This window comes from Chryseobacterium sp. HNCC26DJ239 (genome assembly GCF_057180445.1).
Window position 1 is genome coordinate 135,369 of sequence record NZ_JBXUGJ010000004.1, and the last position, 12,468, is coordinate 147,836.

The 12,468-nt window shown below is 34.3% G+C and carries 11 protein-coding genes; 6 read left to right on the forward strand and 5 right to left on the reverse strand.

Going from position 1 to position 12,468, the window contains the following annotated elements:
- The first annotated feature begins 23 nt into the window (after positions 1-23).
- The 3 genes from AC2A1D_RS09750 to AC2A1D_RS09760 all read left to right on the forward strand — a co-directional run bounded on the left by AC2A1D_RS09750 (position 24) and on the right by AC2A1D_RS09760 (position 3,359).
- Complete coding sequence (locus tag AC2A1D_RS09750) at positions 24-896, forward strand: phosphatidate cytidylyltransferase (protein WP_484043451.1); 873 nt, start codon at positions 24-26, stop codon at positions 894-896.
- Between the two features lie 13 nt (positions 897-909).
- On the forward strand, positions 910-1,563 hold the full coding sequence (locus AC2A1D_RS09755) for a phosphatidylserine decarboxylase family protein (RefSeq protein WP_484043452.1): 654 nt from the start codon (positions 910-912) through the stop codon (positions 1,561-1,563).
- Between the two features lie 224 nt (positions 1,564-1,787).
- Positions 1,788-3,359 carry a rhomboid family intramembrane serine protease gene (locus tag AC2A1D_RS09760; protein ID WP_484043453.1) on the forward strand — a complete coding sequence of 524 codons (1,572 nt, stop codon included), beginning with the start codon at positions 1,788-1,790 and terminating at the stop codon, positions 3,357-3,359.
- A 172-nt stretch (positions 3,360-3,531) separates the two neighbouring features.
- Here the strand turns inward: AC2A1D_RS09760 and AC2A1D_RS09765 are convergent, their stop codons facing one another.
- From AC2A1D_RS09765 to AC2A1D_RS09775, 3 genes are all read right to left on the reverse strand, one after another.
- Positions 3,532-5,361, reverse strand: a complete 1,830-nt coding sequence (locus tag AC2A1D_RS09765) for an ABC transporter ATP-binding protein (protein ID WP_484043454.1) — start codon at positions 5,359-5,361, stop codon at positions 3,532-3,534.
- 53 nt (positions 5,362-5,414) lie between these two features.
- The gene (locus AC2A1D_RS09770; protein ID WP_484043455.1) at positions 5,415-6,338 is read right to left on the reverse strand and encodes a M28 family metallopeptidase; all 924 of its coding nucleotides are present in this window, start codon (positions 6,336-6,338) and stop codon (positions 5,415-5,417) included.
- A 142-nt stretch (positions 6,339-6,480) separates the two neighbouring features.
- Positions 6,481-6,870: a DUF4293 family protein gene (locus AC2A1D_RS09775; protein WP_484043456.1), complete on the reverse strand. Its 390-nt coding sequence runs from the start codon at positions 6,868-6,870 to the stop codon at positions 6,481-6,483.
- A gap of 145 nt (positions 6,871-7,015) precedes the next feature.
- On the opposite strand from AC2A1D_RS09775, the gene rho reads away from it, so the two are divergent.
- Both rho and AC2A1D_RS09785 read left to right on the forward strand, forming a co-directional pair.
- A complete protein-coding gene (gene rho / locus AC2A1D_RS09780) occupies positions 7,016-8,812 on the forward strand; it encodes a transcription termination factor Rho (protein ID WP_484043457.1) in 1,797 nt (598 codons plus the stop codon).
- Between the two features lie 165 nt (positions 8,813-8,977).
- The gene (locus AC2A1D_RS09785; protein WP_484043458.1) at positions 8,978-9,574 is read left to right on the forward strand and encodes a superoxide dismutase; all 597 of its coding nucleotides are present in this window, start codon (positions 8,978-8,980) and stop codon (positions 9,572-9,574) included.
- Between the two features lie 71 nt (positions 9,575-9,645).
- Here AC2A1D_RS09785 and AC2A1D_RS09790 read toward each other — a convergent pair whose 3' ends face one another.
- Together AC2A1D_RS09790 and msrB are read right to left on the reverse strand one after the other, a co-directional pair.
- Positions 9,646-10,407, reverse strand: coding sequence for a murein L,D-transpeptidase catalytic domain family protein (locus AC2A1D_RS09790; protein WP_484043459.1), 762 nt, complete (start codon positions 10,405-10,407; stop codon positions 9,646-9,648).
- 118 nt (positions 10,408-10,525) lie between these two features.
- Positions 10,526-10,975 carry a peptide-methionine (R)-S-oxide reductase MsrB gene (gene msrB, locus AC2A1D_RS09795; RefSeq protein WP_484043460.1) on the reverse strand — a complete coding sequence of 150 codons (450 nt, stop codon included), beginning with the start codon at positions 10,973-10,975 and terminating at the stop codon, positions 10,526-10,528.
- Between the two features lie 196 nt (positions 10,976-11,171).
- Between msrB and AC2A1D_RS09800 the strand changes: the two genes are divergently transcribed.
- A complete protein-coding gene (locus tag AC2A1D_RS09800) occupies positions 11,172-12,416 on the forward strand; it encodes a DUF445 domain-containing protein (protein WP_484043461.1) in 1,245 nt (414 codons plus the stop codon).
- Positions 12,417-12,468: the final 52 nt, after the last annotated feature.

Below are 12,468 nucleotides of genomic sequence, written 5' to 3' on the forward strand. Positions count from 1 at the left end.
CGGAAAATGTAAATACAAAAATCTTGGACAAAAATCTTATTCAGAGAACCCTTTCGGGAATTATCTATACCGCAATTATTATTTTGTGTACAACAACCTATGGCGCACAACTCATCAACAATATTTCGCCGGGTTTAGTAAAACCACATTATCTTTACTACGGTCTTATTACTTTTCTTTTAGCCGTTGGAACTTGGGAGTGCATCCGAATTATGAAATTTGGAAATGGCTACGAAAAATGGTTGGTTTACCCCATCGTTGCCATTATTTTTTATGTTTTCTCTAAAAGATACTTCCAGCACGGTTTTTATTTCGATTTTAGACTGAATGACATTCTTGCTTTGGCTTTAATAGGCATTGCTGCATTTACTTTATTTAAATTTGCGACAGAACTGTACTTCGACAGCGGAAAACTGATTTTTACCGTCGCCTACGTCGCTTTACCGTTTTGTTTTGCTTTAGGTTTACCTAAATATTCTTCAATTAATGAAACCTTTTCTCTCGAAGTTGTTTTCCTTTTTATTTTAATTTGGAGTAGCGATACCTTTGCTTATCTCACCGGAAAATTCTTCGGAAAACATAAAATGGCGCCCAAAGTTTCGCCTAAAAAAACTTGGGAAGGCTATTTTGGAGGAGTTATTTTAACCTTAATTCTCTCTTATTTCGTGGAAAAATATCAGCCGCAACTTCGTGGAAACTGGATGGTTGTAGGTTTTCTTGTTGCCAGTTTTGCACCACTCGGAGATTTGGTAGAAAGCCAGTTGAAAAGAACTTTCGGCGTGAAAGACAGCGGAAACATCATCCCCGGTCATGGTGGAATTTTAGATAGACTCGATAGTTTCATAATCTGTGCGCCTGTCGTATATTTGTACTTTCTAATCGAAAAATTTATATAATATATCTCAACTTATGAAATTACACAAGGAATCAAAGGGCACGATTACAGTAGCGAGTATTCTCTTTATTGCCGTTGCCGCTGTTTCTATTTATTTTCTTGAAATGTGGTCTTTATTGATCATTGTGCCACTTTTGGTGGTGTATGGCTTAGTTTTCTGGTTTTTCAGAGTTCCTAATCGCGACATTTTAGACCATGTAGAAAACGTAATCGCACCTGTAGATGGAAAAGTGGTGATGATAAAAGAAGTAGAAGAAACAGAATTTCTTAAAGAAAAAGCTATTCAGATTTCGATTTTCATGTCGCCATTAAACGTTCATATTTGTCGTTATCCGGTTTCAGGAAACGTAATCTACAAAAAATATCATCCAGGGAAATACCTTGTTGCATGGCACGAAAAATCTTCTACTGAAAACGAAAGAACAACCGTTGCTGTAGAAAGTTTAACGAAACATAAAGTTGTGTTCAGACAAATTGCAGGCTACGTTGCACGAAGAATTGTCTTCTACTGCAACGAGGGCGATACCGCAAAAGCGGGTCATGAATTTGGATTCATCAAATTCGGTTCGAGAATGGATATTTTCCTTCCATTAGACACCGAAATTATCTGTAAAATTGGCGACAAAACCAAAGGCGGACTAGACGTTATCGCAAAAATGAGAGATTAACGAGCTAGAAGATGGAAGTTGGGAGACGGAAGTTTTTTAGCCGTTTAAAATATAAAATCAGAGTTTTTGGCTCTGATTTTTTTTGTTCTAAAATTGATTGAAATTATTACTTATTTTTGATTAATATTGTTTGACAGTTCAAACGAACGCTTTACACTATGCGGCAATCTGAGCATTTTGTACCATTATAGGACGACACCGCTACAAATATAACGACAGAAAATATGAAAGGGCTTTCAGACAAAATTAGATTGATTTACAAACCGTTTGTACTAATAGCAATCGGTTTTATTTTAACATATTCCTTTTTGCATTGGGTATTGTTCATAAAAGCAGGAATACCACTTAAAGAAGATATTATTAAATTTTGGTTCCCTTTTGGACTACCATTTATACCAATTTTAATTTGGTTACGACCAAGAATAAAGCTTTTGCATTTCAAAAATGATAATACTTCTTTTGGTTTTCAGTTTCTAGCTTGTTTGGCAATAGCAATTCCAACAATAATTGCACAAGAATATTTAATTACTGCAACAGGGAAACTTACACAAGTTGAAAATGTTTCGCAAATTGAAAAAAACGAAAAGACAAAATACTACTCACTTAAAAAATACTTTATAGACAAACAAAGAATTGCAGTTCGTAACACAGCATCAGTATCAGGAAAAAACAATACTGATTTCAATATGCTTATTTACGTTGCTATGCCTATTTTTGAAAGCATAAATGACACCTCAAAAACTGACTGCAAATTTTGGTTAGGCAAAAGATATAGTGAAAGAATTAGTAACAGCCTTTCTGACCAAGAAAAAGATGCCAAATACAAAGTTTTTGCCGAACAAAAACAAAAAGAATTTGAAGAAACTGATTTTAGCAACTTCAAATATTTAGAGGTAATTGGTAATACGGAAAACCATGATGAATTTAATAAAGCAATAGAAAAATCTGAAACCGTAAAAGGAAATCAACAAATAGTTTTTGAAGCGCAAACCGAACCTTTTGAAAATAGAAATGGTAAGAAACTTGAATGGACATTTGGCTCACTTGCTATTGGACTTTTAGCATATTTTATTTTTCTTTTATTTCCAAAATTTCAAGAAAGTCAATTAAAAAAATTTAAAAGTGGAAAAGTAGAGAATGATACAGAAATTAAAGAAATGTTTGAATTCTTCATTCCAAAAAAAGAGTTTTACATCACGCCAATTTTGATAAATATAAACTTACTTATTTTTATTGCAATGGTAATTGCAGGTTTTGGTTTTGTATCATTCAAAGGTGACGACTTGTTGAATTGGGGCGCAAACTATAAACCAGTAACAACAAATGGACAATGGTGGCGACTTTTGACAAATACATTTATGCATGGTGGATTAATGCACATTTTAGCAAATATGTACGGACTCTTATTTGTTGGGATTTTCCTTGAGCCTCTTTTAGGCAAAACAAAATATTTGCTCATTTATTTGACCATAGGAATTTTGGCGAGCATTGCTAGTATTTGGTGGTATGACGCTACTGTTAGCGTTGGAGCATCAGGTGCAATTTTTGGACTTTATGGTTTCTTTTTAGCAACACTACTTTTAAAGGTTTTTCCACCAGACTTTGGGAAAGCATTTTTAGCAAGTACACTTGTATTTGTTGGCTTCAATTTGCTTATGGGTTTTACTGGTGGTATTGACAACGCAGCACATATTGGCGGACTTTTTAGTGGTTTCATTCTTGGACTAATTATGTCGGCACAACTGAAACGACAAACACAAATAACAACTGAACACGAAACAGAAAATGAAAAATGATGGCACATAAATTCGTATTGGCAACAGACACGGCTGAACGGTTTCGTATCAACGAAAGTGTATAATAACTTGGTTTTCATTACGCCAGAAAACTCAACAATAAACCCCACACAACAAAAAATAGCACTACTTCAACCGAAATAGCGCTGTTTTTTTATATAATTGAAGTTAATTATTCGAAGTTTTGCAGCTCCACCAATTTGTTGTACATGCCTTTTTTGGCAATCAATTCGTGGTGTGTTCCTTGCTCGATAATTTTACCTTTTTCCATCACGACAATCCAATCTGCTTTTTGAATGGTTGAAAGTCTGTGCGCTATCACCAAAGAAGTACGATTTTGCATCATATTTTCTAGAGCATCTTGTACAAATCTTTCAGATTCTGTGTCGAGAGCTGAAGTTGCCTCATCCAAAATCATAATTGGAGGGTTTTTCAGAACTGCTCTTGCGATAGAAATTCTTTGTTTTTGGCCTCCGGAAAGTTTCCCTCCCGCTTCACCAATACTTGTATCGTATTGTTTCGGCAAATCCATAATAAAATCGTGTGCATTTGCCACTTTTGCAGCTGCTTGAATTTCTTCTAAACTTGCATTGGGATTGCCTAAAGAAATGTTGTTTCTAATCGAGTCGTTAAACAAAATATTATCTTGCGTAACCAATCCAAACAGCTTTCTGTAGCTAGAAAGTTTCACATTTTTAATGTTTTCACCATCTACTAAAACTTCGCCGTTGTCTACATCATAAAATCTCGTAATAAGGTTCGCTAAAGTACTTTTTCCACTTCCACTCTGCCCTACCAAAGCAACCGTTTTTCCTTTCGGAATTGAGAGTGAGAAATCTTTTAAAACCTCACGGTCTTCGTAACCGAAAGTAATGTTTTTGAATTCTACTTTGCTTTCAAAACCTTTAATTTCTTTAGCATCTGCAACTTCTTTAATTACATATTCAGCATCCAAAATATCAAAAATTCTCTTCGCAGAAACTTCTCCTTTCTGAATGTTTGAAATTGCTGAAGAAAGAGATTTTAACGGCTGTAGAATTGTATAAAAAAGCGCGATATAGGTAATAAATTCACTTCCCGAAAGACCTTCTCCTTTAATTGCCAATCTTCCTCCAAAATAGACAATCATTCCTATAGTAATTGCACCTAAAAGTTCACTTACAGGCGATGCTAAAGCTTTTTTCTTGAATAATCTTAAAGAAAGAAATCGAATTCTATTCAGAACATCATCAAATCTTTTTTTGATTTGTGGGGATGCATCAAAAATTTTAATAATCTTTAAACCTACCAAAGTTTCATCCACAAAAGAATACATTTTTCCTAATTCGTTTTGAGCTTCACCGGTATCTTTTTTCAGACTTTTTCCGATAATCGAAATTAATGTTCCCATGATAGGAAAAACAATTAAGGTAAAAATCGTTAACTGAAAATTGGAGTACAATAAATACCCCATTGTAATGATAATAACGATTGGAGAACGGATGATATCTATAAGACTATTGAGAATATTAGATTCTACCTCGCCAACGTCTGAAGTTATTCTTGCAAAAACATCTCCTTTCCTAGAATTTGTAAAGAAAGAAACTGGAAGATCTAGAATTTTATCATGCAGTTTTATTCTGAAATCTCTAGATACGCCTGTTCTTGAAAAGGTAAGATAAAATTCAGAAAAATAGCTGAAAATATTTCTCAAAAAAAACATGGAGATAAACATGATACATGTTATCAAAAGCACATATTCTGGACCTTTTTCTATCTGAAGCTGCTGAATGAAATAATTGAAACTATCTTTAAGATAGCTGCCAAGAGAACGTATTCCTTCATACACTGGCTGTGTTTTAATCTTTTCTGCTTCTTTATCAAATAGAATATTGAGCACCGGCATAAAGAAAAGCATGGCAACAATATTAAAAAGAGCGTAAAGAATGTTGAAGAAAATACCTGCTGCAATAGATTTTTTATACGGAAGTATATTATCTATCGCCCGTTTATAATAACTCATTTAAATTGTAAATTAATCCTGCAAAAATAAGGAATTAAAAAGAAAGACGTTTTTTAGTTTAGTTTTACTGTAGAATTATATTTTGGTGCGAATTTTTTTGGAGACATCTTCTCAACTGTTTTAGCAAAATTATTAATCATGCTCGTCATATTTTCAATATCTACAATCGAAAAATCATCATTTACTTGATGGTAATGTTTTATTTTAGACATGTCTGCAGTAGAAAAAGAATGTGCTACAATATTTTTTTTAGCAAAACTTACATTATCGCTTCTATAAAAAAGTTGCTGTTTTGCGTACGGATCTGGGAAAATCTTAAGGGTTCCTTCCGAATATTCATTAAAGAGATTAGCGAGATCAGAAAAACCGTCTCCGGTCATAAACATTGCATCTTTACCAAACTCAGATTCTGTAGCAATCATTTCGAAATTAAAAAGAGCCACTAAGTTTTTGTTTACTTTTTCCATGCCTTTATCTTCGGAAATTGCTTTAGAACCCAACAAACCAGCCTCTTCTCCATTAAAGGCCATAAAAACCATTGAAAATTCTGGCTTTTTATTTTTAAAGTAATCCGAAATACCTATCAAAGCAGTAATTCCGCTTGCATCATCATCTGCCCCGTTATAAATATTGTCTCCTTTCTCGCTGTTCGTTCCAATATGATCAAAATGACCAGAAAAGCCAAGCATTTTTTCAGAATTTCCTTTTTTTATTCCGCAAACATTGTAAACTGTTTTTCCTTTATACTGAAACGGTACCAAGTAAGAATCACCTACACAATATTCCAATTTATTTTCTTTAAAGATTTTTGAAATATAATGAGCAGCGCTTTCATTTTCCTGAGTTCCAATTAATCTCCCCTTCATTTCATCCGAAGAAAGCGTAGAAATTACGCCTTTAACTCTTTCTTGAGGTATTTCTTGAGCAAAAGTTGAGGCTGCAAATAAAGATAAAGTTAGATATATTACTTTTTTCATAAGAATAATTTTACATAATAGTCGCAAGTTATCAGATTTTGTTGCAAGAATGCAAAAAGATTTAAAAAAAATACATTACGGAAATAAAAAAACAGCTTCTTACTTAAAAGAAACTGTTCTCACTCAAAAAATTATTGTCTGGTTATCGCAGTCTGTCTACAGATTTTACGAGCCTCTCATCTTTCTTGATAAAAATATTAGCTAAAGCCAAACAAATTATCGCAATGAATGGGAAAACTGGCTCAATACCCTTCTCAGGAAAAGCAATTCCTCCGGATAAATTTAGTAGCCAATACAGCAATATGCCAATCAACAAAGCGTTTATGATAATGCTGATGTTATTCAGCATAACCTGTCTTTTTCTATCTTTAAAGCTAAAAATACTCAGCGCTCCAACGATTACAAGAAGCGAAGTTCCAACCTTCATGATGGGAAAGTCTCCGAAAACGGCAACATCTTGCGAGGTAATAAATAAAAAAACTGCCGCTATAAGTGCCAATAACATCCAGATTGTCTGTATTCTTTGTAACATAATTTTAAAAATCAAGGCAAAAATAACATAAATTTTGCACAATTCAAAAATAAGTGTAGATTTGCATCATACAATTACCCTTTGAAAATAAAAGTCGCCGGACTTACTTTTCTTACTTACAATAAATTACATTTTTTACTTAAATATGTTTAACATTGAAACGTTAAGGTCAAAATCCGTAACGGAGTTGACTAAAATCCTAAGAGATTTAGGCGTTAAAGTTGCAAGAAACAGCACTGATAATGATAAAATCTTTGCGATACTTGACTTTCAGGCCTCAAATCCTAAAGTGGCTAAAGATTATTTTAATACCACTGAAACTCCTGCCTCTACAGAAGAAGCACCTGCAGAAAAACCTGCAAAAGCGCCTGTAAAAAAAGCAGCTCCGAAGAAACCAGCAGCAAAACCAAAAGCTCCTGTTACGGAAAAAACTGAAACAGAAAATCCTACTCCGGAAAAACCTGAAGATGTAAAAACCGAAGCACCACAAGTGGCAGAATCAGTGAAAGTTGAAGCTTCTGAAGCACAAATTACTCCTGAAACAACAAGCGCACAAGCCAAGAAAAAAAGAAAAAGAGTTGCACCGGCAAACAATCCGCCGCAAAACTCAGAAAATACTACAGAGGAAAATACTCCAACAGCTGAAGTAAGAACTCCTCAAACCAATTCTTCTAACGAAGAAAAGCCCAACAAAAATCCTCAACACCAACATTCTAAAGGGCAAAACCAACAACGCAACCAAAATCCAAATCAAAACCAACATCAACACCAAAACAGAAATCAGGAAAAAACTGAAGAAGTTGCTGAGCCGAAAAAAGAATTCAGCTTTGATGGAATGGTAAGTATTGAAGGCGTTCTTGAAATTTTACCAGACAACTACGGATTTTTACGTTCGTCTGATTTCTCTTACATTTCTTCTCCGGATGACGTGTATGTTTCGACTGCACAAATTAGAAATTTTGGTCTGAAAACAGGTGATACCGTAAAAGGAATCGTAAGATTACCAAAAGAAGGAGAAAAATATTTTTCTCTATTAAGACCTACAGAAGTAAACGGCCGCGACTTGGCTTTCATTAAAGACCGTGTTGCGTTTGAATATTTAACACCGCTTTTCCCTGAAGAAAAATTCAATCTTGCAGGTAAGGGAGCTACAATTTCTACAAGAATTGTTGACCTTTTTGCACCTATCGGGAAAGGACAAAGAGCGATGATTGTTGCCCAGCCAAAAACGGGTAAAACGATGTTGTTAAAAGACATCGCCAATTCAATCGCAGCCAACCATCCAGAAGTTTACATGATGGTTCTTCTTATCGACGAACGTCCGGAAGAAGTTACCGATATGGAAAGAAGTGTAAATGCGGAAGTTATCGCTTCAACCTTCGACGAAGCTGCAGACAAGCACGTAAAAGTTGCCAACTTGGTTCTTGCAAAAGCACAAAGAATGGTAGAATGTGGTCATGATGTAGTAATTCTTTTAGACTCAATCACCAGATTAGCAAGAGCTTACAATACCGTAACTCCGGCTTCAGGAAAAGTTTTATCGGGTGGTGTTGATGCAAATGCACTTCACAAACCGAAAAGATTCTTCGGTGCAGCAAGAAAAATTGAAGGTGGAGGTTCTTTAACTATTATCGCAACTGCTTTAATCGATACAGGTTCTAAAATGGACGAAGTTATCTTTGAAGAATTTAAAGGAACCGGTAACATGGAACTTCAGTTGGATAGAAAAATTGCCAACAGAAGAATTTATCCAGCCATTGACCTTGTTGCTTCGAGCACACGTCGTGACGACCTTCTTTTAGATGAAAGTACTTCGCAAAGAATGTGGATTTTCAGAAAATTCCTTTCTGAAATGAATCCTGTAGAAGCAATGGAATTTGTAGACAAAAACATCAAAGGAACAATCAGCAACGAAGAGTTTTTGATGTCTATGAACAGATAAACTTTTTAGTTTTAAAATATATAAAGCACAAATCGTATGGTTTGTGCTTTTTTTATCGAAACAAGTCGATTTATCAATGTTAAAGATTTATTAAAGTAATGTCGTTTTTTTGATTGTGGCTTAAATATTGGCTAATTTTGGGTAATAACATTAAAAAGAATAATTATGTCATTTGAATTACCAAAATTAGGATATGCGTACGATGCATTAGAGCCAACTATTGATGCAAGAACTATGGAAATTCACCATACAAAGCACCACCAAGCGTATATCGATAATTTAAATAAAGCAATCGAAGGAACTGAATTAGCAGGAAAAACTATCGAAGAAATCTGCCAAACTGGAACTGACAAACCGGCAGTAAGAAATAACGGAGGTGGACATTTCAACCACTCTTTATTCTGGGAAATCCTTACTCCTGGAGGAAGCAAAGAACCAGTAGGAAACGTAAAAGTTGCTATCGAAAACTATGGTGGTTTAGAGAAATTTAAAAATGATTTTTCTGATGCTGCAAAAACAAGATTCGGTTCAGGATGGGCTTGGTTGGTAAAAAATGAAGACGGTTCTGTTTCTGTAAGCTCTACTCCAAACCAGGACAACCCTTTAATGCCTGTTGCAGACGTAAAAGGAACTCCAGTTTTAGGATTAGATGTTTGGGAACATGCATATTACCTAAACTACCAAAACAGAAGACCAGACTACGTTTCTGCTTTCTTTGATGTTGTAAACTGGGATAAAGTAGAAGAATTATTCAACAAATAATCTTCAACGATAATAAAAAAAGGTTCAGATAATTTTTCTGAACCTTTTTTGTTTTTAAACCTTTTCTTTTCTTAAGAAACTTTCAACCACTGAGATTTTGAAAGGTAGTTTTCATCTGGATAATAAATGAAAAGTACATTTCTTCCTTTAATGGTATTGATAATTGGCTGTATAAGCGACCTTGGAACAGCAGGACAACCCCAACTTCTACCAATTCTTTTGTGCGCTGCCGCAAATTCATCACTTACATAATCTGCGCCGTGCATTACAATCGCTCTTCTGTAAGCCGCATCATTAAAGCCTTTATCCATTCCTAAAAGCTTCAAAGAATAACCATTATCACCATTATAAGTTGCATCGGTAATATAAAATCCCATACTGCTCTGTAAAGAACTTTCTGTGTTTGAAAAATTGGTGGCAAATTCTTCGCCGGTATTTTTTCCGTGTGCTACTAAAGAATTAAACAACACTTTCTTATCGTTCAGATCGATCACCCAAAGTCTTTTGGCGTTGGATGACATAGAAAAATCGCAAACAGTAAGCAAATGTGAGTCTTCGTTCAGTAGACCAGATTTTTTTAAATTTTCAAAACCAGTAAATGCTTTAGAGAATACTTCGTAATTCAGCTCGTGTCCCACTTCAAAAGGAATTGATTGATACAATTCTTCAGAATAAGAAACCTTCTTTTTTTCGCTAGATTTTACATTAATGATCTTCTCTTTTCTCTTTTCTTCATACGTTTTAATTTTCTCTAATTTTTTTTCTCCCGGAGAAAGATAAAACGACGTGGTAATCACATATACCACACATAAAACACTATACAATAACTTCATTCAATATTATGTTAAATTAAATTGAGTCGTGCAAAAGTATAAAAACATCAGAATCAAGACATTAAGATTTCAAAAGTTTAACTCAATTTAAGAAAGTTTAACACGCTGAAAATCTGAATTATAACTCATTTTCAGAATCAGGAACAAACTCCAGACTAATCGAATTCATGCAATATCTAAGACCGGTAGGAGCGGGACCATCATCGAAAACGTGCCCCAAATGAGAGTCGCATCTTTGGCACAAAACCTCTACTCTATCCATTCCATGAGTAAGGTCTCGCTTGTAAAATACACCTTCTTTATCGGCTTCAAAAAAACTTGGCCAGCCGCAACTGCTCACAAATTTTTGGTTCGCTCTGAACAAATGATTCCCACAAACTGCACAATGATATTCTCCCAATTGGTCAAAATCATTATACTTCCCCGTAAACAGTCTTTCTGTAGCCGCTTCACGAGAAATTGCGTACAAATCTGAAGGTAAAATTTGCCTCCAATCGTCATTAGAAACATCTAATTTTTCTTTTGAAAATCGAGAATAGTATGGATTGTTTTTTGCTTCGTTTTGCATAAATTATTTTAAATTAACATTTTGTGTGTTACCGCAAAAGTCACAAAAGATTTAAACACATTAGTTTTATTAGCTAAATTTTAGTTGAATAAAAACATAATACTTTTTGAAAATCTTTGAATTTCTTTTTTTATAAACTCTTATTTTATGACTTTTGTGGTTAAAACAAACAACCAAATTTACTAAATTTGAGAATATGAATGACCACGAAAAACGAAAACAACTCAATAGATACAAGGCTTTTGCTACAGGATTATTTCTTCTGATGGCGGCACTTTTCATCATCACCACAATTTTACAAAAATCTAACAACTCGCATTGGATTGGTTATGTACGTGCATTTTCGGAAGCGGCAATGGTGGGTGCTTTAGCCGATTGGTTTGCGGTAACGGCACTTTTTAGGCATCCTCTTGGTTTGCCAATTCCGCATACGAACTTGATTGAAAGCAGCAAACAAAAACTGGGCGACAATCTTGGTAATTTTGTGGTGAACAATTTCCTTTCTCCAGAAAATATCAGACCTTACATTGAGAAAATTAAAATTTCAAATTTTGTAGGAGAATGGCTTTCAAAACAGAAAAACCAAGAGATTTTAATTGCAAATCTTTCGGAAATCGTTTTGGATATTCTGAACAAACTAGACGACTCTGAAGTAAGCGAATTTATCAGCAAAAAAGTTTCGGAAATGACTGATAATATTAAACTTAACGCTATTCTCGGTAACGGAGTTCAATATCTTTTAGACAAAAACGACCATCAAAAAATCATCAGCAATTTGGCTGCTCAAATAAAATATTATATCCTTGAAAATGAGGAAATTATTCAAGAAAGAGTAAAAAAAGGTAGTTATTCTTTCATCCCATCTTTTGTAGACAACAAAATCGCAGACAAAATTGCGAGCGGATTAGCCGATTTTTTCAAAGAAATCGAAGAAAACCCAAGACACGAAATCCGTGATTTGATTACCCGAAAAATTTATGAATTTTCTACTGATTTAAAGGAAAATCCAAAATGGAATGAAGAATTCAAAACCATTAAAAACGACCTTCTGAAAAACGATAAACTCTCTGAATATTCTACAGACATTTGGAATTCCATCAAAAAAACGTTAACGGACGAGCTTCAAAACGATAATTCTACGCTTAAAAATTATCTTTCAAAAAATCTAAATGAGTTTTCTCAAAACCTAAAATCAGACGAAAAACTTCAGGCAAAAATCGACAATTGGGTGAGAATGACGGCTTACAAATATATTCTGAAAAACACGCATCAATTTGGAAGCTTAATAAGCTCGACCGTAGGAAATTGGCAAGGCAAAGAATTGAGCGAAAAACTAGAACTGGAAGTTGGTAAAGACCTGCAATTCATCCGCGTAAACGGAACATTAGTCGGAGGTTTGGTGGGATTGATTATTTATACTATTGCGCATTTTTTTATTTGATTTCTCGCGCAGGTTAAGCAAATTATAAAGATAAAAATCAGTAAGAATCAAA

Bases quoted from the DNA above. Each gene is read 5' to 3' on its own strand.
- AC2A1D_RS09755 (WP_484043452.1), top strand. From the start codon at position 910: ATGAAATTACACAAGGAATCAAAGGGCACGATTACAGTAGCGAGTATT.
- AC2A1D_RS09760 (WP_484043453.1), top strand. From the start codon at position 1,788: ATGAAAGGGCTTTCAGACAAAATTAGATTGATTTACAAACCGTTTGTA.
- AC2A1D_RS09765 (WP_484043454.1), bottom strand. From the start codon at position 5,361: ATGAGTTATTATAAACGGGCGATAGATAATATACTTCCGTATAAAAAA.
- AC2A1D_RS09770 (WP_484043455.1), bottom strand. From the start codon at position 6,338: ATGAAAAAAGTAATATATCTAACTTTATCTTTATTTGCAGCCTCAACT.
- AC2A1D_RS09775 (WP_484043456.1), bottom strand. From the start codon at position 6,870: ATGTTACAAAGAATACAGACAATCTGGATGTTATTGGCACTTATAGCG.
- rho (WP_484043457.1), top strand. From the start codon at position 7,016: ATGTTTAACATTGAAACGTTAAGGTCAAAATCCGTAACGGAGTTGACT.
- AC2A1D_RS09785 (WP_484043458.1), top strand. From the start codon at position 8,978: ATGTCATTTGAATTACCAAAATTAGGATATGCGTACGATGCATTAGAG.
- AC2A1D_RS09790 (WP_484043459.1), bottom strand. From the start codon at position 10,407: ATGAAGTTATTGTATAGTGTTTTATGTGTGGTATATGTGATTACCACG.
- msrB (WP_484043460.1), bottom strand. From the start codon at position 10,975: ATGCAAAACGAAGCAAAAAACAATCCATACTATTCTCGATTTTCAAAA.
- AC2A1D_RS09800 (WP_484043461.1), top strand. From the start codon at position 11,172: ATGAATGACCACGAAAAACGAAAACAACTCAATAGATACAAGGCTTTT.